The sequence below is a fragment of the Amycolatopsis sp. NPDC058278 genome (assembly GCF_042881395.1).
In the GTDB taxonomy this organism is placed as follows: domain Bacteria; phylum Actinomycetota; class Actinomycetes; order Mycobacteriales; family Pseudonocardiaceae; genus Amycolatopsis.
In genome coordinates this window covers 1-22,825 of the sequence record NZ_JBHVXZ010000118.1, presented here as the reverse complement: position 1 = coordinate 22,825, position 22,825 = coordinate 1, and the positions used below count along the sequence as shown (strand labels likewise).

General features: G+C 70.5%; 16 protein-coding genes and 2 pseudogenes. 11 read left to right on the top strand and 7 right to left on the bottom strand.

Annotation, left to right across the window (positions count from 1 at the left end; all coding sequences use genetic code 11):
- Positions 1-22 precede the first annotated feature (22 nt).
- The 7 genes from ACFVYA_RS39805 (at position 23) to ACFVYA_RS39775 (ending at position 10,820) form a co-directional block, all read left to right on the top strand.
- Entirely contained in the window at positions 23-1,306 is a 1,284-nt protein-coding gene (locus ACFVYA_RS39805; RefSeq protein WP_387052446.1) for an acyltransferase domain-containing protein, read from the top strand.
- The gene (locus ACFVYA_RS39800; protein ID WP_387052444.1) at positions 1,303-6,918 is read left to right on the top strand and encodes an SDR family oxidoreductase; all 5,616 of its coding nucleotides are present in this window, start codon (positions 1,303-1,305) and stop codon (positions 6,916-6,918) included. The genes ACFVYA_RS39805 and ACFVYA_RS39800 overlap by 4 nt, the downstream gene beginning before the upstream one ends.
- Positions 6,905-8,647, top strand: coding sequence for an acyl-CoA dehydrogenase (locus tag ACFVYA_RS39795; RefSeq protein ID WP_387052442.1), 1,743 nt, complete (start codon positions 6,905-6,907; stop codon positions 8,645-8,647). The genes ACFVYA_RS39800 and ACFVYA_RS39795 overlap by 14 nt, the downstream gene beginning before the upstream one ends.
- 121 nt (positions 8,648-8,768) lie before the next feature.
- Positions 8,769-9,140 carry a response regulator transcription factor gene (locus ACFVYA_RS39790; RefSeq protein ID WP_387052441.1) on the top strand — a complete coding sequence of 124 codons (372 nt, stop codon included), beginning with the start codon at positions 8,769-8,771 and terminating at the stop codon, positions 9,138-9,140.
- Positions 9,141-9,374: 234 nt separating this feature from the next.
- Positions 9,375-9,548, top strand: a complete 174-nt coding sequence (locus tag ACFVYA_RS39785; RefSeq protein WP_387052439.1) for a hypothetical protein — start codon at positions 9,375-9,377, stop codon at positions 9,546-9,548.
- A gap of 428 nt (positions 9,549-9,976) precedes the next feature.
- The gene (locus ACFVYA_RS39780; protein ID WP_387052437.1) at positions 9,977-10,363 is read left to right on the top strand and encodes a hypothetical protein; all 387 of its coding nucleotides are present in this window, start codon (positions 9,977-9,979) and stop codon (positions 10,361-10,363) included.
- Positions 10,364-10,514: 151 nt separating this feature from the next.
- A complete protein-coding gene (locus ACFVYA_RS39775; protein ID WP_387052435.1) occupies positions 10,515-10,820 on the top strand; it encodes a hypothetical protein in 306 nt (101 codons plus the stop codon).
- On the opposite strand, the gene ACFVYA_RS39770 is transcribed toward ACFVYA_RS39775, so the two are convergent.
- From ACFVYA_RS39770 to ACFVYA_RS39750, 5 genes and pseudogenes are all read right to left on the bottom strand, one after another.
- A complete protein-coding gene (locus tag ACFVYA_RS39770; protein WP_387052433.1) occupies positions 10,778-11,074 on the bottom strand; it encodes a response regulator in 297 nt (98 codons plus the stop codon). The two genes, ACFVYA_RS39775 and ACFVYA_RS39770, sit on opposite strands and share 43 nt — an antisense overlap.
- A 107-nt stretch (positions 11,075-11,181) precedes the next feature.
- On the bottom strand, positions 11,182-11,463 hold the full coding sequence (locus ACFVYA_RS39765; RefSeq protein WP_387052462.1) for an NUDIX domain-containing protein: 282 nt from the start codon (positions 11,461-11,463) through the stop codon (positions 11,182-11,184).
- 204 nt (positions 11,464-11,667) lie between these two features.
- The gene (locus tag ACFVYA_RS39760) at positions 11,668-12,240 is read right to left on the bottom strand and encodes an HAD family hydrolase (RefSeq protein WP_387052431.1); all 573 of its coding nucleotides are present in this window, start codon (positions 12,238-12,240) and stop codon (positions 11,668-11,670) included.
- Between the two features lie 60 nt (positions 12,241-12,300).
- Positions 12,301-12,522 (bottom strand): hypothetical protein, encoded by a 222-nt coding sequence (locus tag ACFVYA_RS39755; RefSeq protein WP_387052429.1) that lies wholly within the window; start codon positions 12,520-12,522, stop codon positions 12,301-12,303.
- Between the two features lie 115 nt (positions 12,523-12,637).
- Positions 12,638-12,939 (bottom strand): annotated as a pseudogene (locus ACFVYA_RS39750) (LLM class flavin-dependent oxidoreductase); the annotation flags it as partial.
- Between ACFVYA_RS39750 and ACFVYA_RS39745 the strand changes: the two are divergent.
- Together ACFVYA_RS39745 and ACFVYA_RS39740 are read left to right on the top strand one after the other, a co-directional pair.
- Positions 12,847-13,365 (top strand): hypothetical protein, encoded by a 519-nt coding sequence (locus ACFVYA_RS39745; protein ID WP_387052464.1) that lies wholly within the window; start codon positions 12,847-12,849, stop codon positions 13,363-13,365. The pseudogene ACFVYA_RS39750 and the gene ACFVYA_RS39745 overlap by 93 nt on opposite strands.
- Positions 13,366-13,545: 180 nt before the next feature.
- A pseudogene (locus ACFVYA_RS39740) lies at positions 13,546-14,723 on the top strand (transposase).
- 114 nt (positions 14,724-14,837) lie between these two features.
- Here ACFVYA_RS39740 and ACFVYA_RS39735 read toward each other — a convergent pair.
- Entirely contained in the window at positions 14,838-16,280 is a 1,443-nt protein-coding gene (locus ACFVYA_RS39735; RefSeq protein WP_387052427.1) for an MFS transporter, read from the bottom strand.
- A gap of 3 nt (positions 16,281-16,283) precedes the next feature.
- Positions 16,284-16,793: a hypothetical protein gene (locus ACFVYA_RS39730; protein WP_285992206.1), complete on the bottom strand. Its 510-nt coding sequence runs from the start codon at positions 16,791-16,793 to the stop codon at positions 16,284-16,286.
- 116 nt (positions 16,794-16,909) lie between these two features.
- Between ACFVYA_RS39730 and ACFVYA_RS39725 the strand changes: the two genes are divergently transcribed.
- Both ACFVYA_RS39725 and ACFVYA_RS39720 read left to right on the top strand, forming a co-directional pair.
- The gene (locus ACFVYA_RS39725) at positions 16,910-17,647 is read left to right on the top strand and encodes a thioesterase II family protein (protein WP_387052424.1); all 738 of its coding nucleotides are present in this window, start codon (positions 16,910-16,912) and stop codon (positions 17,645-17,647) included.
- An 86-nt stretch (positions 17,648-17,733) separates the two neighbouring features.
- A partial coding sequence (locus ACFVYA_RS39720) for a beta-ketoacyl synthase N-terminal-like domain-containing protein (RefSeq protein ID WP_387052422.1) occupies positions 17,734-22,825 on the top strand: 5,092 nt, incomplete at its 3' end.

Sequence of the window (22,825 nt, the reverse complement as noted above, 5' to 3'; positions counted from 1 at the left end):
CCTTGGCGCCTATTCCCCCGGAGTGCTCAGGCAAGCCAGAAACTCCTACGCCGAGGTCGACGCCACCTTCGGAGAGATCGACGACGCTGCCGCGCGGCTCGACGTGCCGCCGGTGTCGGCAGCTCTGTTCGGCGGCGAGCCGCGGTCGATCCGCCGGCTCCTGGACGAACCGGCCGAAGTGCTCCAGCTGGCCATCTTCGGCGTCTCGGTGGTCGTGCACCGCATCCTCACCGCACAGGGGGTGCGGCCCCGGCTGCTCGTCGGCCACAGCTTCGGCGAGATCGCCGCGCTGGTCGCCGCCGGCGCGTTCACCCTCGCCGACGGTGTGCAGCTGGTATGCGCCAGGACGGCGGCGCTGCGGACGTGGGAAGGCATGGGCGGGATGGCTGCCATCGGCGTGGACCAGGAGACCGCCGGTCACGTGGCCGGGGTGCTGGACGAGCCGGACCTGGTGGTCGCCTGCCTGAATGCGCCGCGGCAGACGGTGCTCGCCGGCCCCCTGGCCGCTCTCGACCGCGCCGAACGGCTCGCCACGACACTCGATGTGCTGTTCGCACGCCTGCACCTGCCGTATGCGTCGCACCACCCGTCCATGCGGCCCGCCGTGGCGGACTTCGTGGCGAGGATGGGGGAAGTGAGCCAGCAACCGCTCCGGCACGCCGTCCACTCACCCGTCCACGGCCGTCGCTACACCGATGACGACGACCTGAAGCAGGCACTGGCCGAGTGCCTGGTGCTCCCGGTCCGGTTCACCGACACGGTGCGCACGCTGCACGCGAAGGGGTGCAGCACCTTCATCGAGAGCGGCGCCCTCAACGCGTTGACCAAGTGCGTCGAGCAGACGGTCCCGAACGTGCTGGCGTTCGCCCCCCTGGTCGACCCGCAGGGGGAAGACGCGGGACTGCGCGCCGCCGGACAGCCACCGGCGCCCGGTTCCCGTAACGGTCAGTCGCGACCGGCCCCCGCTCCGGTACGGGCACCGTCGCCCCCCGAGGCACAGGTGGTCGGCGTGGCCGACGACGTCCCGCCTGCCCCCGTCACGCCGAGCAGGCTCGACCGGCATCAGATCCTCGTCGAGCTGCGCGAGCTGTATGCCGACGCGCTGGAGTACCCGGCCGACCTGCTGACCGAGGACGCCCTGCTGGAGGCGGAACTGGGGGTCGACTCGCTGAAGCAGACCTCTCTGCTCGGCAGGGTCGTCGAGAGGTTCGACCTGCCCGAGCGTTCGGCGGAGCTGCCGGTGTGGGAGCTGCCTACGCTCGGCCGCATCGCCGACTACGTCAACGGCGCGGAGATATCGCGATGAGCGGGGAGTTCGCGGGCCGGGTCGTCCTCGTCACCGGTGGCGCGCGGGGAGTCGGCAGGGCCATCACCGCGGCGTTCGCCCGCCGGGGCGCGCACGTGGTCGTCAATTACTTCCACGCTACGGCCGAGGCACCTCGGCTGGTCGAGGAGCTGACCGCGCGGGGTGCGTCGGTGGAGGCGGTGCGTGCCTCTGTCGCCGTCGCCGACCAGGTCGACTCCATGTTCGACGAGGTACAGCGGCGGCACGGTGCGCTCGACGTCCTGGTGAACAACGCTGCGTCGGGGGCCCTGCTCCCGCTGGACCGGCTGCACGAGTCGCACTGGCAGCGGGCGGTGGACACCAACGTCCACGGCAGCTTGTGGTGCGCTCGGCGAGCGGCGCCCCTGATGGTGCGCCGCGGCGGTGGCGGAGCGATCGTGAACCTATCGTCGATCGGCAGCTCGCTCGTGATCGGCGACTACGCCACCGTCGGCACGACGAAGGCGGCCGTGGAGGCGCTGACGCGCTACCTGGCGGTGGAATTCGCGGCCGACGGCATCCGGGTCAACACAGCCTCCGGCGGCCTGTTGGACGGCGCGGTGGCCGCCTTGTTCCCCGATGCCGAGCGGCTGGCCGAGCGGGTGCGGGAGGCGACCCCGCTCGGACACCGTCTCGGGCGCGAGGAGGAACTGGCCGAACTGGTGGTGTTCCTGGCCTCGCCGGCCGCCTCCTGGATCACCGGGCAGACCGTGGTGGCCGACGGCGGCCTCTCCCTCGGCACCGCGATGCTCACCCCACCACGCGCTCCGGCCGCGCCGCAGGCGTTGCCCGCAACGAGTTCCGGCTCACCGGGGAAGACCGGTTCCGGTGGGCCGGGCCCGGCGGAGCCGGTTCCACGCGTGCGAGCGATGCCCGCACGAGACGCTGCCGTGGCGATGGTCGGCATCGGTGTGGTGACGCCTGGCGCGAACGACCCCGAACAGTTGCGGGGTCTGCTGGCGGACGGGAGGAACGTCTTCCGTCGTCCGGTGCTGTTCGACGTGGACTCGTTCCACTCGGCCGACCACTCGGCCGAGGATCGGACGTACTCCCCCGAGTCGGGGTTCATCACCGATTTCCGCCCCCACCCGGGGCTGGCGGCCGAGCTGTCCGGCGACCCGGAGCTCAGCCGGGAGGCCACCACGCTGTGGCTGCGCCACTGCCTGCACACGGCGTTGGGGGAAGTCCGGCGGACAGCGGCGGACCGCTGCTTCGCGGCGTTCGGCTACACGGCCGACGGCAGCCAGGATCTCGAAGCGCACCTCGTGCTCACCGGCTACCTCAACCGCGTCGCCGACCGGCTGCCGGACGATGTCGCGCGGCTGCTGCGGCGCCGCTACGACCGCCTGGGGCAACCGCCGCACGAGTTCCTGCCTCACCGGGTCGGCCGCAACGCCATCGCCGGGCTGCTGCCGGACGACACCGAGCTGATCATGGTGGACACCGCCTGTTCCTCGTCGCTCTACGCACTCGACCTCGGCGTCAAGGCACTTCGGGACGGAGATGCGGAAGTCGCCGTCTGTGGTGGGGCCTTCGCCTACAGCGCACGCAATCTGGTGCTGTTCTCGAAGCTCCGGGGGCTTTCCCGGTCCGGCACCGTGCGCTGCTTCGACCGCGCTGCCGACGGCGTGCTGTTCTCCGACGGTGCCGGTGTTGTGGTCCTCAAGCGGCTGGACCGCGCGCGCGCCGACGGCGACCGGGTGCTCGGTGTGGTCGAGGGCATCGGGTTGGCCAGTGACGGCCGGGGCAAGGCCATCTACGCGCCCAACGCAGAAGGGCAGTCGATCGCCCTGCGCCGGGCCTACCGCGCGGCCGGAGTCGATCCGGCGGACATCGGCTGGGTCGTCGCGCACGCGACCGGGACCCGTGCCGGTGACAGCACCGAGGTGGCTGCCCTGCGGGGGGTCGCCGGGCGCGGTGAGCCGGCGCTGCTGTCGTCCAACAAAGCGGTGGTCGGGCACACCGGCTGGGCCGCGGGGCTGATTTCGATCAGCCAGGCGCTGTCCGGTCTGGCCCGCGACGAGGTGTCCGCGCAGCCCTACCTGCGCGATCCGATCGACGCCGTCGCCGAAGGGCGGTTCACCCCACCGATCGACGGGGTGGCGCGTGCCGTGCCGAGGGGCCGGGACGGCGCACGCCACGTGGGCATCTCGTCGTTCGGGTTCGGCGGCACCGACGCGCATCTCGTACTGGGCGACGACCGGCCCGACCGGCCCGGCTGCGATACCGCCGCGGCCGGCGACGAGGTCGTGGTGGTGGGCTGGGCCACCGACCTGCCCGGCGGCGACCAGACCGACTGGCTGCGCGGCGCCGGGCCGGCGCCCGCCACGACCTTCGGCGACGACTACCCGTTGCCGGGCTGGCAGGAAGTGACGTTGCCACCCGCCACCCTGCGCGGCATGGACCGCACCCAGATCATGGTCCTGCGCGCGGCGGCCGCACTGCCCACCCCGATCCTGAAGGCACTGCAGGAGCTGCACGACACCACAGGAGTCGTGGTCGGGCACATGGGTCCTACGCGGCGCGCGGTGCACTACGCGCTGCGGTGCTACCTGGGAGACCTCGACCGCGCGCTCGCGGACCACACGGCCACCGATGCCGATCTGCAGGAATCCCTGAACCGGCTGGGCGCCGGAGTGCGCGCGCTGGTTCCCGCGGCCACCGAGGACTCCTTCCCCGGGATCATGCCGAACATCATCGCCTCGCGGGTGGCCGCCGTCCGGGACTTCCGCGGGCTGAACGTGACACTCGACGGTGGGCCGGACTCGGGTCTGGACGCGCTACGAGCCGCCGAGCGGTACCTACGGCATGGCGACCTCGACGCCGTCGTGGTCGCCGGGGTCAACGGCAACACCACCGCGGAGTTCCGCCACGTGCTGGTGTCGGCGGGGCAGACCGATCAGCCGGCCGAGGGTGCTTTCCTGATCGTGCTCACCCGCGAGTCGGCGGCACGGGAGCACTCGCTGCCTGTGCTGTGCCGGCTGCGCACCCGCTTCGGCCGTACCGATCCGGCGACCGGACCGCATCGGCGGGCTCCGCTGGCCGGCTCCGGTCGCACCTACCTGGGAGCCGATCCGCTGCTGGCCGTGGTCGCCCATCTGGTCGGCGGACGTGGTGATACGACAGTCGGCTCGTCGGCGGATTTCGGCCCCCAGGTCGATGTCACCGCCGTCGAGCACACCGTGCTGCCCGGGACGCTTTCGTCGTCTCCGCCGGGAGCCGTTCCCACGTCGGTCGCGGCCACCGAGACGGTCCTGACCCGGGTAGTTCGCCGGCTGCTTCCCGCCGCGCCGCGCCGAGTTCGACCCGCCCTGCCGGCGGTGCCCCCGGGCAGCCTGGTCGTGCTTTCGCACCCCGGGCTGTCGGAGGGAGCCGCGCTGCCCGGCGACGCGCACGTCGTCGCCGCACCTGCGGTCGAGCGGGGGTGCCTGCCGGCCGCCGGGGAACTGGCTGCCCTGCTGCCGGCCGGGGAGGCGCCATTCGAGCACATCCGCGTCCTGGTCCGGCTGGAGGCGGGCAGCCACGCGCCGAACGGCCTCTCGGCGCTCGACCGGCTGCGCACTGCGCACGACCTGGCTTTCCTGGCCGCCAAGCGGTGGCGAGGACGGAGGAACTCGTCCTACGCGGTGCTGATGACCGATGCCGTCCGCACGGGCACCCCGCACCCGGCGATCGGTCCGTTCACCGGACTGGTCAAGGCCCTGGCACGTGAGGCGCCGCAATCCCTGGTGTTCGCCGTCGCCACCGACCTGGTCGACGCGGCGGGCATGGACCTGCTCGAACGGGAATCCGCCAGGCAGCACGAACTGGCCGTGGTGGTCCACGCGGCAGGGCGGCGCATGGAGTACCGGTTGACCGAGGACGCCGCACCTCCCACCGGTAGTGCCTTGCCGCGCGGCGGGGTCGTCGTGGCGGCGGGCGGCACCCGCGGTCTGACCGCACGACTGCTGGCACGACTGGCCGAGGAGGGGCACCCGGAGGCGGTGTATCTGCTGGGCCGCCACGCCCCCGAAGCCGGTGAACTGCCGCCCCGGGCCGTGTTCCTGGCGGAGCGGCGCCGTGAGGACCCGGCGTCCACGGTGGCGAGCCTGTCCGCGGAGTACGACCACCGCGCCGCATCGGCGGAGGCGGCCCGCACCGTCAGCGAGCTCGCCGGGCTCCTCGGAAACGACCGGGTCCACTTCCTCCGCTGTGACCTCACCGACGCCACACAGACCCGCGCGGCCGTCGACCGGGTGTTCTCCGAGCATCCGGCGGTCGACCTGCTGATCAACGCGGCGGGCACGCACTCGGGGGGCCGCGTGACCACCACTTCGCTCGACACGATGCGCACCGTGCGCGACACGAAGGTCCTGACCTACCTCAACTTGTGCGTGGCGTTCGAAGACCGCCGGCCGGCCCGCTGGCTCAACATCGGCTCGCTGCTCGCGGTGCTGGGCTGGCCGGGTGAAGCCGACTACTGCTCGGCCAACGACGTGGTCGGCGTCGCCGCGCGCTGGCGGGCCGCCCTGCACGGCGGTTCCGAGACCACCTTCGCGTCACCGCTGTGGGACGAGTCCGGGTTCGCCGCCGAACCGGTCGTGCGAGACCTCCTGCGCAGGCAGGGCGCGCTCACCGGCGTGTCCGACCGGGAGGGCGTCGGCCTGGTGCTGGGCGAGCTGCGCCGCGGTCTGCCCGACACCGAGGTGACCTACCTCGGGACCGCCGAGAAGCGGCTGCTCGCCACCGGCAGGCGGCACGCCGTCGAGGTGGAGCCGGATGCCGGCCGACGCGGTCTCGTCTGGCGCCCGGACCCGGAAGAAGACGGCTACTTCCGGCACCACCGGTTGCACGGAGCACCGACGCTGCCTGGCGTGTGGATCACCGAACTCGCGGTCGCCGCGAGCCTGCGCAGCGACCGCGCCGGCGTGCCGGTCGCGGTGAGTGACCTGGCGTTCCACGCGCCGCTGACCGTTCTGAGCCGGGCCGGATGCGCGTGCACGGTCGAGGTGTCCGATGACAGCCGCGACCGGGTGCGGGTGCGGGTGCTCGCCGACGTCGTCGCGCCCGACGGACGAGTGGTGCGCCGCGATCGTCTCCACGCCGGCACCGTAGTGGAGTTCGCCCCCGAGCGTCCCACCTCACCACCCCAAGAGCTGCCGGAAACCGTTCCGCCAGACGCGGAATTCCGCTACGACGCGGCCGGACCGGTGGTCCTGGAGCCGCCATTCGCCTGCCTCGCGGACGTGCGCACCGGCGACGGGCGAGCGCGGGCGTGGTTCCGCCCCGGACTGGACCGATGGACCGAGCGGCTGGCGGGACTGCGGCTGCCGGTGTTGCTGATGGACGCCCTGATCCAGTGCTCGCTGATCGCAGGACGCGGCGACGCGGCCAACGGCCCGCTGCCGGTGCCGGTCGGGGTGGACCGGGTGGAACTGTTCACCGACGCCAACGACGTCGAACTGCTCGATCGGCACGGCGGTGGCATCGCCGTGGTCGCCGCCGACGGCGGCGCAATGGCTCTGGCGCCGGACGGCACGCTCCTGGTGCGGCTGACCGGGGTGCGTGCCGCAACCCCCAAGACTCCGAGAGAGGTGAGCCTTGCCGGCCGATGACGACTTCCGCCATGTACTGGCCAAGCTGTTCCGGCACGAGGTGTTCCAACCTCGTGCCGGCATGGACTACCGACAGCGTTGCGAGCTGACCTACGAAAGGCTCCGCGTCGTGGGCGAGCACCTGCCGCCGGGTAGCGCGCTGTTGCAGGACCTGCCGAAGCTGTTCGCCGCGCTGGAGTGGGCGGCAGTGGCCGACCCGCCGCTGTTCCTGGCGCTGACGCTGCATGTGTGCCTCAGCCTCGGCGCGATCGTCGAGTTCGGGGGCGGCCGGGCCGAACGGCACGTCCGCGAACTGGACGACATGACCAGCTTCGGGGCTCTGCTCGTCACCGAGGTCGGTCGCGGCAACAGCCACCTCGGCATCCGGACCGTGGCGGAGTACCACCCGGCCACCGGGGGGTTCGTGCTGCGCACCCCCGACGAGGCGGCGCGCAAGTTCATGCCCAACGTGGGGTTGGTGCACGTGCCGAAGACCGGCGTGGTTTACGCCAGGCTCCTCGCGCAGGGTCGGGACTACGGCGTCTTCCCGTTCGTCACACCGATCCGCACCATCGACGGCACACCGGACGGTGTACGTGTCGTCCCCCTGCCGGAGGCGCCGTTGTTGCCCTTGGACTACGCGCTCATCGAGTTCCGCGACCTGCTGCTCCCTCCCACGGCGCTGCTGTCGGACAACGCCCGCCTCGACGCAGACGGAGTCCTCGACGACCCTCTCGGCGATCCGGAACGCCGTCTGCGCCGGTCGCTGGACATCCGCCACAACGCCTGGGTGGCGGCGGCGGCAGCAGCAGCAGCCGTCGCCCGGGCGGGTGTGGTCATGGCTCTGCGACATGCGCGAAGCAGGAACACGGTGTCGCCGTTCACCGCCGAGCGCAACGTCCTCGACCACCGTGCCCAACAACGCCCTCTTTTCGGCGCGTTGGCGGACTGCTACGCACTGACCCGTGTGGTGGAGAGAATCAAGATCACGCGGATCCGTTCGCAGGCCGGAGCGCCCGCCGGCGAGGAGATCTCAGACTGGACGTCCGGATCGGCGGTGAACCGCACGTACGGCCTCATCAAGGCATACGCGAGCAGCGCGGCGGCGGCGATCGTGACAGAGTGCGGGCTCAGGTGCGGAGCCCACGGCATATTCACCCCCGGCCGGTGGGTCGAGTACCAGGGACTGGCCCACATGCTGGGGCCCGCCGCCGGGGACGGCTATCTCATCGTCCTCGAAGCTGCTCGTGGCATGGCGGCTGGCGACCACTACACACCTCCGCCCCCGGACGACCTCGTCGAGGAGGACCCGTTCACTCCCGTGTCATGGCTGCGCCTCGCTCGCGCCCGGGAGCGGCTGCTGCACGAACGGCTGGTAGAGCGGATGCGGCTGGCCCGCCGGCGTGGGCAGACAGAATTCGAGGCGTGGAACAACCGAGCTTCATCAGGAGTCGGGTTCGTCGAGGCACATGTGGCACGCCTCGTGCTCGAAGCCGTCGCAGGGACGCCGGCGGCACCAGCCGGGCCGGCGACCCGCTTGGCAGACGCGTTGCACGCATTGCACGCGTTGCGGGGGCTGACCAAGCACGCCGGTTTCTACCTTCGCGAGGCTCTGCTCACCGCAGAGCAAATCGACCGGCTCACCGAGCGCGACAACGAACTCTGCGATCGCGTGCTGGCCGACCTCGACGCCGTACCGCACCTGCTCAACGCCCCCGAAGAACTGCTCCGCCACCCTTTGCAGCAGTAATTTCCGCAGTGTGCTCAATTGTCACGGCCGAACGGAGGATTTCTTGACCTGTCGCAGCATGGGACACTCATGGTGACGACTGCAGGTACAGCGGGCTTTGGCGGCCAAGGAGTCTCCGCGCATGCCTCCGATCTCCTCCAAGATGGATGAAGGGCGCGAACGGGAAATAGTTGATCTGCTTCGACGGGCACAAGCCCATCAACGGGAGGCACAACTGCTGATCGCCCGCGTGGAGGAAATTACACAACGAGTGCCAGCCGTTATTCGAAATCTCCCGGGTTATGGTGACACTATGACTTGGGGCAAGTTCACGGGGCGTGAGAGGAGTGTGGCGAAATTGCTCACCCAGGGCATGTCGAATCGTACCATCGCTCGACGCCTGGCCATCTCGGAGCGAACCGTCAAGAATCACCTGAATTCGATTTTTCACAAGCTGGGGGTTGCTGATCGGACTCAAGCGGTAATCGTGCTCATCGGCGGAGCCGGGCAGTGACCGGAAAGATCGATGGACCACGTCCGGCGGTCGGACGCCACGGAATCACCTCCTCGTCGCGCGAGACGCGGTGCCACGGCACCCCTGCCTCCCGGCGCGGCAGAGCGGCTGGCCGGCGTGCGTCGTCATGGTCGACAGTTTCGGCGACGCCCCGCGACGACCTGCCCTGCCCGCGCTACGCGGAGTGGTTCGCCGGGCACGGACTGGAGGTGGTCACCTTCGATTGCCCGGGGTTTGGCTCCAGCGGCCGCCGCCAAGCAGTTCGACGCCGCCGAAGTCGGCGAGCGCGGCCAGGCGGTGATCGGCGGAGGTGACCAGCCGGCAGCAGCGGCCGAGGCCGGCCCGGCACCGGCGACCCGCGCATCCGGACACACCCGCCGGGTCTGCGTCCGTTACGCCGCCGACTGACGGATGCGCCACGCGATCGACCGGTGGGCGCTCACCGGCGTCCGCGAATACGGCCGGCCCGTCAGATCTACGCCGCCGGCCAGAGCATCTACCGGACCTGGCCATCAACCTGCCCGACCCAACTGCCACAAAGGAAATTGACAAAATATGGACAATGATCCGCTCCGCGCACGTGTCGATGAACATTCACCATCACCGGAAGCTCCACACACGCGGGCATTTACCTACCAAGCGGGCCGCGATCGCGTTCTCAGGTGACCGCCGACCAGAGGTAGAGGCCTTCTGATCGACAATTTCGGGAAACTGATCACGAGATAGAATCGCGTCTCAGTCGGGAAGAGTCGCGCCTTGCGGCAAGAAACCCCGGTGTCCAGTTTTCCGGGCAACCCCAACCAGCCTGCTCGATGAAATAATAGCCAACCACTCAGATGGACCTGCCGACAGCTCTGTCACCGGCGATATGCTACCTATCGCTCGGCCACAATATGAAAATAATTGACCAGGAATACGGCAATGAAGAAAGGTTGACAATGTATCGACGTTTGACCAGCATCGCGGCTGCGACCACCGCGTTCGCGGGTGCTCTCATACTGGGGACTGCTTCCCCCGCACAGGCATCCGCCGCGACCTGCGTCACCTACCTGGAAGGTGTCGGCGAGCAGACCACGGCACGCAACGTTATTTGCGAGAGTACGGAAGCCCTGTCCGACAACGTCTCGCCGCAGTACGCTTATTCCGTTTGCCTCCTCTCCATGACCGCTACGGGCCTGACACAGAGCCGCTCGGCAGCAGCCTGCAGCCGGGCCATCGAATAACGACTGATCTTCGGCGTCGATAGGCGTCACGCTGAATCAGCCGACCTGCGTTCGAGGGGATGGCGGCTGACCCGACGCCGGACGCGAAGTCGGTGCCGCCCAACCCGAACCGCCTGGACTCGCTCACCCGATCTACTCTGCGATTGCGCTGGTGCGCCCGTTGCCGGAGGACTCCGATTCCCCGGCTACGGGCGTGGGTATTTCGAACGAATGGGATCATCACGACATCGCACTCGTCGACGCCTATGGCGCCCTGGTGGCCAAGCGCCGCATCGACGACTCGGCTGCCGGCTTCGCCGAGCTGCCGGCCATGCTCACCGACGCCGACGACACAGCAGTTGACCCGATCCCGGTCGCGATCGAAACCCCACGTGGGCTGCTGGTCGCCGCTCTCCGCCGGACCGGGCGACGGGTCTACTCGATTGATGGAGACGCTGCGGCCCGAGGCCCGGGGTGACAGGTCGACCGCGCCGTCACCAGCAGCACCGGCAAATCGGAATCCCGCCGCAGCGACCGCACCACCTCCAGCCCATCCAGACCGGGCGTCATCCCGTCGAGGACGAGCAGGGCGGGGTGCCGCAGGGCCGCCTGGTCGACGGCCTCCCGGCCGTCGTGCACCACCAGCACCGAGTGCGCCTCCCGGCGCAGGTAGCTGCGCAGCAACTCGGCCTGTTTGACGTCGTCCTCCGCGACCAGCACGAACGCGCACACCGAAGCCTCCCTCACGGCGGATTCCGGCGATCCTATTGCTGTTGTCGCCGGTGGTGGGCAGCGCACGGGACGAATGCCCCATCAGTGGCGTGAGCGCCCTGCTCGCACTACACCCCTTGCCATGCGCGGAACAGCCTGATGCTCTCGGCGAGCTGCGAGTGCAGCGAGTCCGGGGAGAACCAGCCCAGCTCGTCGAACTTGTGAGGCTCGCCGATAGCGGCTTCGGCGGGATCGATCCTGACCGCGAAGATCACCGCGACCCAGTGAGAAGCCGGTACCTCTCGCAGGACGTTGCGCGCGCCGATGGTCTCGATCGTCAGCGGCCGGGTCGAGTATTCTTCGCCGACCTCCCGCGCGACAGCGGTCTCGAACGACTCCCCGTACTCCAGCGCTCCGGGGCCACAGTCTTAGGTACCGGGCTCGTCACGCGCACCGGCGCCGCGTCGGGCCAGCAGCACCCGGCCGTCGCCGTCGTGGCAGATGAACACGCACGAGACGCTGGGCGTCCTGCGCGCCTGTCCGGCGCCCGGGTGGGGCGACCCGGCGAGAACGTTTGCAGTCGGGTCGTTGCTCAGCGGCAGGTTCCTTCAGTTTCAGAAGTGGTGCTGCAGCTCGGAAAACGCCCGCAGCCGCAGCACTCTTTCATCATCGTCGTCGAGCTCACTGTGCTCGAGTACCCAAGTGTTGTCGTTCGGAATGAAGACGGGGTTCATGCCGGCCTGCCGGGCGGGCAGGATGTCCGACTTCGGTGAGTTGCCGATTATCCAAGTCGCCGCCGGCGCCAGGTCGAGATCGCGAGTGAGCCGCCGGTAGGTGTCGACGTCCTTCTCAGCCACGATATGGACGCCGCGAAAGTGGTGCGCGAGCCCGGAGGAATCCAGTTTGCGCTGCTGCTCCTCGGCATCGCCCTTGGTGAGCAGCAGTAACTCATGCCGGCCGCCGAGAACCGTGAGTGTCTTGGCGACACTCGGGTCCGGCTCCACCCGTCCTTCCAGGACGGCCGCCGCAAACCCGTCCACCTGGCGCAGTTCCGCTGCGCTTGCCGGCCGCTTGCGGAGTCGCTCCAGGCACTCTTTCAAACTGCGCAAGAACATCTTGCCGCCGTAGCCGTGCGCGACCACATTCGCCGCCTGGATCCTGGTTCTCCCACAGCGTGTCATCGGCATCGAAGATCAGTACCTGTCCCGTGCGAGAGCCGCCGTGCGGCTCAGCCCGGGCGGGCGCCGTCACGTCCATGTCTCGGCAATGAGGGCAGTCCGCGGGTATCCGGCCAGTGCGTCCTTGTCCCGCAATGCCTGCAACTCACTGCGCGACAACGCCATGGTGAACACACCCGGGTCGGTCCCGGCCGAGCTCAGCCGCGTGCCGTCCGGATGCCAAGCGCCGCTGCCGCCACACGATTCCCACCCCGGTCCCCGGCCGGCGAAGTTCGCGACGACCGCGTACATCCGGTGATCCATAGCCCGGGCCGCGGCGTGGACGTCAATGCGCCGCACCTCGTCCTGCGCGTACAGGGCGGACACAGCGTAGATCTCGGCACCCCGGCCGGCCACTTCCGCCGCATTCGCGACCGGAAACGGCCACCTCGTTGAGCGCCTCGCCGGTGCCGACGCCGAGGATCACGCGGCCCTGCGACGGCAGCGACATCGACGCGAACGCCTGTGCGATCACCGCCGGGTTGTACCGGAACGTCGGGGTCAGCACGCTCGTGCCGATCTGCACCCCGCTGGTCCGCTCGCCACCGCCGGCATCCACGCCAGCGCCCAGGGCGCGTGCCCGCCTTCGTGCCGCCACGGCAGGAAGTGGTCGGCCACCCAGACCGAGTCGAAGCCGACCTCTTCGGCCCGCACGGCGAATTCGACCAGGTGCCCGACGACGCCACCCGCGTGTACTACCTACCCGAACCCCTGTTCCCCCACTTCTCGAGCGACGCCGAACGCGCGCGCGACGACCTCCAGCGCTACCCGGAGCTGTGGTTGCGACGCATGGTCGCCGACACCGACGTGGTCCCACTGCACATCAGCGACGCCTGGAGCGGCGACGAGGAACACTTCGTCCTGTGGTCGGACGGAATGCTCGCCGGAGGTTCACCCCGGGTAGTGGACACCGAGTTAGCAGGATCAAGTTTCCTGCGCCGCAGCCACGACCGGCATCGCCGTGCACCGGATCGTCAGTTGACCTGCTCCGCGAACCCGGGCGGCAGGTCGGCGGGCGCTACGGCGATCACGGTCTCGTCGTTTTCGCCGAAGAGCGGCGCGATCGGCGTGTCCGCGTCCCACCTGTTCACCTGATCGGGCAGCTTGTTCGTCGTCCGAGCCCGTTCGCGCGGAGGACACCTCAGTGACCGGGAACCGCCCGAGTTCTCCGTCGAGACCGGTGCCCGTGCGGATCGCTGGGATCGCGAACGGCTCAATCGGAGGTCAGGCCGCAGAGCCTCGTCATTAGGGCGCCGCGCGTTCTCGTCAGGGTCTCTGACCAACACAAACAGTCAGGCTGAGGAGTTCAGAGTGAAGGTGTTCTGCGGGATCGATGGGGCCGAGGACCACCACGATGTCGCCTTGGTCGACGCCGATGTGATGGCGATCGAGACTCCACGCGGCCTGTTGGTCGCCAGCCTGCGACAGACCGGGCGGCGGGTCTACTCGATCAACCCGATGGCGGTGGCTCGTTATCGCGAGCGACACAGCGTCTCGCGGAAGAAGTCCGACCACGTCGATGCGATGACCTTGGCGAACATCCTGCGCACCGACGCCCACGCGCACCGGCCCCTGCCTGCCGACAGCGAACTGGTCCAGGCCGTCGCCGTGCTCTCCCGCGCAACCCAGGACGCCATCTGGCGGCGATCCCGCGCCACGCAGGAACTGCGCGCCGTGCTGCGCGAGTACTACCCCGGCTTCCTCGCCGCGTTCGCCAAGGGCGGCGCCACCAACCTCGCCAGCGCCGAAGCGCGCGCGGTCCTGGCGCTGGCGCCGACACCCGCCGCCGCGGCGAAGCTCACCAAGACCCGCATCGCCGCGGCCCTGCGTCGCGCTGCCGCCAGCGCGGCATCGACGCCCTGGCCGCGCAGCTGCTCAACGACCTGCGCAAGCCGCAGTTGCGGCAGCCGCGGGTGGTCGAGGAGGCGTTCGGCCACCAGGCGCTCGCGCTGCTGGCCACGCTCAACGCGGAGTGCGCCAGCGCAGACCAACTCACCGAGTCCACCACCGCGGCGTTCCAGCAGCCCCCGGACTACGCGACCATCACCAGCTTCCCCGGCCTGGCCGACCTGTCCGGAGCACGCGTCCTCGGCGAGATCGGCGACGATCGCGCACGCTTCACCGACGCCCGCTCACTCAAGGCCTACGCCGGATCAGCACCCGTCACCCGGGCGTCCGGCCGGACGATCTCCATCACGCGCCGCACGGTCAAGAACGATCGCCTCAACGCCGCCGGCTTCGTCTGGGCCTTCGCCAGCATCGGCCGAGCCGGCGCACCACGCGACCACTACCACCGCCGCCGAGCCCACGGCGACCGGCACGCCGCCGCCCTGCGACACCTGTTCAACCGCTTCCTCGGACAGCTCCACCACTGCCTTCAATCCGGCCAAACCTACGACCCAGCCAAGGCCTTCGACCCCGCACTCAGCACACCAACCGCAGCCGCGGCTTGACAGTTAGCGAGATCGGAGGTCTATGACGCTGCTATGGGGACTGTTCCAAGATCATGGAACAGTCCCCGATGGCGCCACGCAATACTGGCGCTGCCGAATTGTTCACAGCCGAAGTCAAAGCGGGGCGCGCTCCTTGCCCACCGCCGGTTCCGTCAGCACCGCGGCCGGCTTCGGGGGTGAGCGCGGGATGAACAGGGCGATGATCGACCCGGCCAGGATGACGGCGACCCCGACCAAGGTGGCCGGTGTCATCCCGGCGACGAAGGCGTGGGCGTAGTCGACCGGCGACCAGATCGTCGTGGTGCGGAGCGGGCCGCGGAACACCGTGGTCAGCACCGCCACGCCGAGCGCGCCGCCGACCTCGCGGATGGTGTTGGTGGCGCCGGACGCCTTGCCGTGCTCCTGCGGGCTTACCGCACCGAGCACGACCGCGGTGGCAGGCGCCAGGGCCAAGCCCATCCCGATGCCGGCCAGGATCAGCGGTGGAACCAGGTGCGCGTACGGCAGGTCGATCCGCGCCATCAGGGCGATCCAGCCCAGGGCTCCGCCCTGCAGCAGCAGGCCGAGCGCCATCAGCCTGCCGCCACCGACGCGGTCGGTGATCAGCCCGGCGAGCGGCGCCACGATCATCGGCGCTGCAGTCCACGGCAGCGTGCGCAGGCCCGCTTCGAGCGGTGCGAACCCCATCGGGCCCTGCATGAACTGGGCGAGGAAGAAGATCCCGCCGAACACGCCGAAGAACATCGCCAGCGAAACGAGGTTCGTCAGCACGAACGCACGGATCCGGTAGAAACCCAAGGGGAGCAGCGGACTCGCGGCGCGTTGCTCCCACACGACGAACAGCACGGCCAGCGCCACCGCGGCAGCGAACAGCCCGAGGATGCGCGGCGACGCCCAGCCGTCGTCCCCGGAACGCACGATCGCGAGCACCGCCGTGGTGACCGCGCCGGTCACCAGGAGCACGCCCGGGAGATCGAGCCCGCGGTCCGCGCCCTTCGTCTCGCGCACCGCCCAGAACACCAGCGGGATCGCGACCATCCCGACCGGCAGGTTGATCCAGAAGATCCACTGCCAGGCGATCCCTTCCGTCACCGCCCCACCGATCAGCGGGCCCAGCGCGATGCCGAGGCCGTTCACCCCGCCCCACAAACCGATCGCCGCGCTACGTCGGTGGGGCGGGACGGCTGCGGACAGCAGCGTGAGCGACAGCGGCTGCACCGCCGCCGCGCCCATTCCCTGCACCACCCGGGCCAGCACGAGGGTCACCGTGCTGTCCGACAGGGCGCAGGCGATCGAGCCGAGGCTGAACAGCACGATGCCACCGACGAAGACCAGGCGCCGCCCGTAACGATCGCCCAGCGCAGCGCCGGTGAGCAACAGGCCGGCGAAGGCCAGTACATAGCCGTTGACCACCCACTGCAGCCCGGCAACGTCGGTGTCCAGGCTCTGCCCGATCTCCGGCAGGGCGTTGGTGACGACCAGGTTGTTCAGCGCCACCATGAACATCGGCAGCGACGACGCGAGGATCACCCATCCGGCGCGAGGTGTCACAGCCATCGCCTAGTGCGCCTTCGCCGGCGGGCAGAGCTCGATCTTGGCGTTGAGCAAGGCGTTCGGCTTGAGGATCTGGAACGAGCGTTTGCCCAGCTTGTCGCGGTAGCCGCCGGAGGTGCCGAGCGCCGGCAGGAACTGCCATTCGCCGGCGATGCCCTTGGTGATGTCGTAGAACCCTTCGGTCTCCACAACCCCGCCGTCGAGCTCGATCCGCTCCTCCGAGTACTCCATGACGTGCCCGTCGGGGTTCTTGAACGGGATGTTCGCCTTCCCGTACACCGTGCCGACCAGCTTGCCCGCCGGGTCGTAGAACCGGGTCAGGTAGACGGCGCTGTCGCCGACGGCCGGGTAGGGCCCGCCGATCTCGTTGAGCGAGACCGAAATGATCTTCTCGGTGAGGTTGTCGAGCACGTTGCACCCTGGCGCGGGTTCCGCCGCGGCGGGCGACGAGCACGAGACCGCCCCCGCGGCCAGGGCCACGACGGCGGCTAGCATGGTCGACTTCGAACGCGCCATCAGCGGGGTGTCCCTTCCGGTTCGGCTGCCTGCGCCGAAAGCTAGGCAGCGGTCCTAAAGCCGCGCTTATGCGCACCCACTTAGCGCGGCTTTAGCCGGCGCTCTCAGCATGAGGGATGCGCGCGAACGAGATCGACACGACCCCTTACCTGCCGTTCCGGCCTTCGGGCGGCGCGGCGCTGCGGCTGCTCTGCTTCCCGCACGCGGGAGGCGCCGCTTCGGTGTTCACCCGCTGGCGGGGGATGTTCGGCCCCGGTATCGACGTGCTGCCGGTGCAGTTGCCGGGGCGCGAAGGCCGGATCCGGGACGAACTCCCGAAGGACATGGCGTCGCTCGTCGACGAACTCGAGGTGCACCTCGAGGACGTGTTCGACGAACCCTTCGCGTGTTACGGCCACAGCATGGGCGCACTCGTCGCGTACCACCTCGCGCTGCGGCTGGCGGTCCGCGGCCGGCCGGTGCCCCGGCTGCTCATGGTCGGCGCGTGCAAGGCGCCGCACCTCGGCAACCGGCTGGTGGCCGCGCACGACGCGTCCGATGCCGAGCTGAAGCAGGCGGTACTCGATCTCGGCGGCCTGTCACCGCTGCTGCTCGACTATCCGGACTGGCTGTCGGCCGCGCTCGGCCTCGTCCGCCGCGACCTGGCGCTGTGCGCGACCCAGCGGCCGGACGGTCCGGCGCCCTGCCCGGTGCGTGCCTTCCACGGCGCGGACGACCCGCTGGTGTCCGAAGGGGACATGGCCGCGTGGGCCCGCTACAGCGCACCCGGGTTCGCCCTGCACCGGGTGCCCGGCGGGCACTTCTTCGTGCACGAACCCGCGCTCGTCGCGCAGTTCGCCTCAGGCTCGCTTTAGGCGCGGACAAGCCCTCCTTAACCGCCGTTCCGAACACTCGGCAAACGGTTGGACGGGTTCTGACGCAAGGGGCGTGACGGGTGTCGATGAGCGAGTTCGAGCCGATCGCCGTGATCGGGCTGGCCTGCCGGCTGCCGAAAGCGCACGATCCGGAGCAGTTCTGGCGGCTGCTCCGCGACGGGGTCGACGCGATCACCGAGGCACCCGAGGGCCGGTGGGCCGGCGAATCACTGCCTCACCGATTCGGCGGATTCCTCGACGGCATCGAGGACTTCGATGCCGGGTTCTTCGGGATTTCACCGCGCGAAGCCACCGCGATGGATCCCCAGCAGCGGCTGATGCTGGAACTCGGCTGGGAGGCGCTGGAGGACGCGCGGATCGTCCCGGCCGACCTGCGCGGCAGCAGCACCGGCGTGTTCGTCGGCGCGATCTGGGACGACTACGCCACTCTTTCCTACACCGGCGGACCGGAGACGATCACCCAGCACACGGTCACCGGCGCGACCCGCGGCATCATCGCGAACCGGCTTTCCTACACGTTCGGTCTGCGGGGCCCGAGTCTCGCGACCGACGCCGCGCAGGCGTCGTCGCTCGTGGCCGTGCACCTCGCGTGCGAAAGCCTGCATCGCGGCGAGTCCACCTTGGCCCTGGCGGGCGGCGTGAACCTCGCCCTGCTCGCCGAGAGCACGCTGGGCGTGGTGCGTTTCGGCGGGCTCTCCCCCGACGGCCGCTGCTACACCTTCGATGCCCGCGCCAATGGCTACGTCCGCGGCGAGGGTGGCGGGCTGGTCGTCCTCAAGCCACTGGACGCGGCGCTGGCCGACGGCGACCGGATCCACTGCGTGATCCGGGGCGGCGCGGTGAACAACGACGGCGCCACCGACGGCCTCACCGTGCCGAGCCGCGACGCGCAGGAAGCCTTGTTGCGCCGGGCATACGCGCGGGCCGGCGTAACGCCCGCCGACGTCTCCTATGTCGAACTGCACGGCACCGGCACCCGGGTCGGCGACCCGATCGAAGCGGCCGCGCTCGGCGCGGTGTTCGCCGCCGGGCGCACCACACCGCTGCAGGTGGGTTCCGCGAAGACCAACGTCGGCCACCTCGAAGGCGCCGCCGGGATCGTCGGGCTGCTCAAGGTGGCCCTCAGCCTCACGCACCGCGAACTCCCGCCGAGTCTCAACTTCGCCACCCCGAACCCGGACATCCCCCTCGGCGAGCTCAACCTGGAAGTGCGGCGGCGGCACGGCGCGTGGCCCGCCACGGACCGGCCGCTGCTCGCCGGCGTGTCGTCGTTCGGCATGGGTGGGACGAACTGCCACCTCGTCGTCTCGGAGCCCCCCGCGGGCCCCGCCCGGCCTGTCCCGACCACAGCGGGCCCGGTGCCGTGGCTGCTTTCCGGACGCACCGGCGAGGCGGTGCGTGCGGCCGCGGATCGGCTCCTGTCCGCTTGGGACGGTCAGGATGCGGCCGGGGCCGGCTTGTCGCTGGCCACGCACCGCACGGCGTTCGAGCGCCGGGCCGCTGTCATCGCCGAAGATCCGGCCGGCTTCCGGGACGGTTTGCGGGCGCTCGCCGCGGGCGCGCCGGCGGCGAACGTCCTCACCGGGTCGGTGACCGAGGGCCGCACCGCCGTCCTGTTCACCGGTCAGGGTTCGCAGTACGCCGGGATGGGCCGCGAACTGTACGACTGCTTCGGGGTGTTCCGGACCGCGTTCGACGAGGTCTGTGCCGCGCTGGAGCCGCATCTCGACCGGCCGCTGCGCGACGTCGTCTGGGCGGAGGATGCCGCGCTGCTCGACCGCACCGGCTACACCCAGCCCGCGCTGTTCGCCGTCGAAACCGCCCTGTACCGGCTGTTCGACTCCTTCGGCCTGCGGGCCGGGCACGTCGCGGGCCATTCGATCGGCGAGTACGCCGCCGCGCACGTCGCCGGAGTGCTGACTCTCCAGGACGCGGCGAAGCTGGTCGCCGCGCGCGGCCGGTTGATGGAGGAACTGCCCCGCGGCGGCGCGATGGCCGCCATCGAGGCCACCGAGGAGGAGATCCGGCCGCTGCTGACCGGCCGGGTGGACCTCGCCGCGATCAACGGGCCCACCGCGGTGGTGGTGTCCGGGAACGACGACGCCGTCGCCGCGGTCACCGTCCACTTCGAGCAGCTCGGCCGGCGCACCAAGCGGCTCACGGTCAGCCACGCCTTCCATTCGCCGCACATGGACGCCATGCTGGACGGCTTCCGCGCGGTGGCGGAAACCGTGACGTTCCACCCGCCGCGGATCCCGGTGGTCTCGACCCTCACCGGCCGGCTCGCCGAACCAGCCGAGCTGGGCTCGCCGGGCTACTGGACCGACCACGTCCGGCGTGCGGTGCGCTTCGCCGACGCCGTACGCGTCCTGGAAGCCGAAGGGACCGGCCGGTATCTCGAACTCGGCCCCGGCGGGGCACTCGCGACCGCCGTCCGGGCAATCGTCCAGGATGGACAGAGCGGTTCCGTTTTGCGCGAGGGCGTTCCCGAGCGGACATCGGTGCTCACCGCACTCGCCGGGGTCCACGTGACCGGCGGGGAAGTCGACTGGCGGACGGTGTTCGCCACCGTTGCACCGGCGGCACGCCCGGTCGATGTGCCCACCTACGCGTTCCAGCGTCAGCCGTACTGGCTCTCGTCCACCGCGGCCCGGCCGCGGCTTCCCGCGGCCGAAACGCCCGTAGCGGAGACACCGGAACACGTGCCCGGCGAGCACGAGGTCCTGGAGCTGGTGCGGACGACGGTCGCGATCGTGCTCGGGCACGTGACCTCCGGCGCGGTCGAGATGTCCGGCACCTTCCGGGACCTCGGCTTCGACTCCCTGATGTCGGTCGAGCTGCGCGATCGGCTGGCGGCAGCCACCGGGTTGCGGCTGCCGCCGACGTTGCTGTTCGACCACCCCACCCCGCGGCGCCTGGTCGAGGCGTTGCGCGAACGGATGAGCGGCGGGAAGCCGGGCGCGGCCACGCCCGGCGCCACGACCGCCGTGCCCGATGAACCGATCGCCATCGTCGGCATGGCCTGCCGCTACCCGGGCGACGTCCGCTCTCCCGAGGACCTGTGGCTGCTGCTGACCGAGCAGCGCGACGCGATCTCGGAGTTCCCGGTCAACCGCGGCTGGGACCTCGACCGGCTGTACGACCCGGACCCGGCCACGCCGGGCACCTCCTACGTCCGCCACGGCGGATTCCTGCACGACGCGGACCGGTTCGATCCCGCGTTCTTCGGCATCAGCCCGCGCGAGGCCGCGGCGATGGATCCGCAACAGCGACTGCTGCTGGAGACGTCATGGGAGGCCCTCGAACGCGCCGGGATCGCCCCCGACCGGCTCCAGGACGAGCCGGTCGGCGTGTTCGTCGGTGCGATGGCCCAGGACTACGGGCCGCGGCTGCACGAGGCCGCCGACGGGTTCGACGGCTACCTGCTGACCGGCAGCACGGTCAGCGTCGCCTCCGGCCGGATCTCCTACGTGCTCGGCCTCGGCGGCCCCGCGGTCACCGTCGACACCGCGTGCTCGTCGTCGCTGGTGGCGCTGCACATGGCGAGGTCCGCGCTGCGCCAGGGTGAATGCCGGCTGGCGCTGGCCGGTGGCGCGGCCGTGATGGCGCACCCCGGCATGTTCGTCGAGTTCAGCAGGCAACGCGGGCTGGCCGCGGATGGGCGCAGCAAGGCGTTCGGCGCCGGCGCGAACGGCACCAGCTGGGCCGAGGGTGCCGGGATGGTCGTCCTGGAACGGCTTTCCGACGCGCAGCGCAACGGGCACCGCGTGCTGGCCGTGCTCCGCGGCTCCGCGATCAACCAGGACGGCGCGTCCAACGGCCTCACGGCGCCGAACGGGCCGTCCCAGGAACGCGTCATCCGGCAGGCGCTCGCCACCGCCGGGCTGTCGCCGTCGGACGTCGACGTGGTGGAGGCACACGGCACCGGCACGAGCCTGGGCGACCCGATCGAGGCCGGCGCGCTGATCGCCACCTACGGCCAGGACCGGGCCGAACCGCTGTGGCTCGGCTCGCTCAAGTCGAACATCGGCCACACCCAGGCCGCCGCGGGTGTCGGCGGGCTGATCAAGATGGTGCTGGCGCTGCGGCACGGCCTGCTGCCCAAGACCCTGCACGCGGAGGAGCCGACGCCGCACGTCGACTGGTCGTCCGGGAGCGTCGCGCTGCTCAACGAGCCGATCTCTTGGGAACGCGGCGATCGGCCGCGGCGGGCCGCGGTGTCGTCGTTCGGCATCAGCGGCACCAACGCGCACCTGATCGTCGAGGAGGCCCCGGACGAGCCCGGCGAGACCGAGCCGTTCGACGGCCCGGTGGTGTGGCCGGTGTCGGCGAGGACCGAGAACGCCCTGCGGGCGCAGGCGGCGCAGCTGCGAGAACTGGCCGGCGCGGATCTCGCGGCGGTGGGCCGTTCGCTGGCCACCACGCGCGCGGCGCTCGACCATCGTGCGGTGGTCGTGGCGGGAGACGCCGACGGCCTGCTGCGCGGCTTGGCCGCCCTCGCCGCGGGCGAACCGGCGGCGGAGCTGGTCCAGGGCGTGGCGCGGTCGGGACAGCGTCCGGTGTTCGTGTTCCCGGGCCAGGGCTCGCAGTGGGCCGGAATGGCCGTCGACCTCCTCGACACCTCCCCCACCTTCGCCGCCCGCATGCAGGAATGCGCCGACGCGCTCGCCGAGCACTGCGACTGGTCACTCCTCGACGTCCTCCGCGCAAAGTCCTCATTGGACCGGGTTGACGTCGTCCAGCCCGCACTCTGGGCCGTCATGGTCTCCCTCGCCGAACTCTGGCGCTCCATCGGCGTCCACCCCGCCGCCGTCATCGGACATTCACAGGGTGAGATCGCCGCCGCCACCGCCACCGGCGCACTCACCATTCGAGACGGCGCCAAAGTCGTCGCACTCCGCAGCCAAGCCATCCGCACCCACGCCCGACCCGGCGGCATGGTCTCCCTCCCCCTCCCCGCCGACGACACCCACGAACTGCTCTCCCCCTGGGCCGGACACATCCACATCGCCGCCCACAACGGACCCACCTCCACCGTCGTCGCCGGCGACATCGACGCGCTGGACGAACTCCTCGCCCACTGCGAAACACACGACATCCGCGCCCGCAGAATCCCCGTCGACTACGCCTCCCACACCCCGCACATGCACGTGCTCC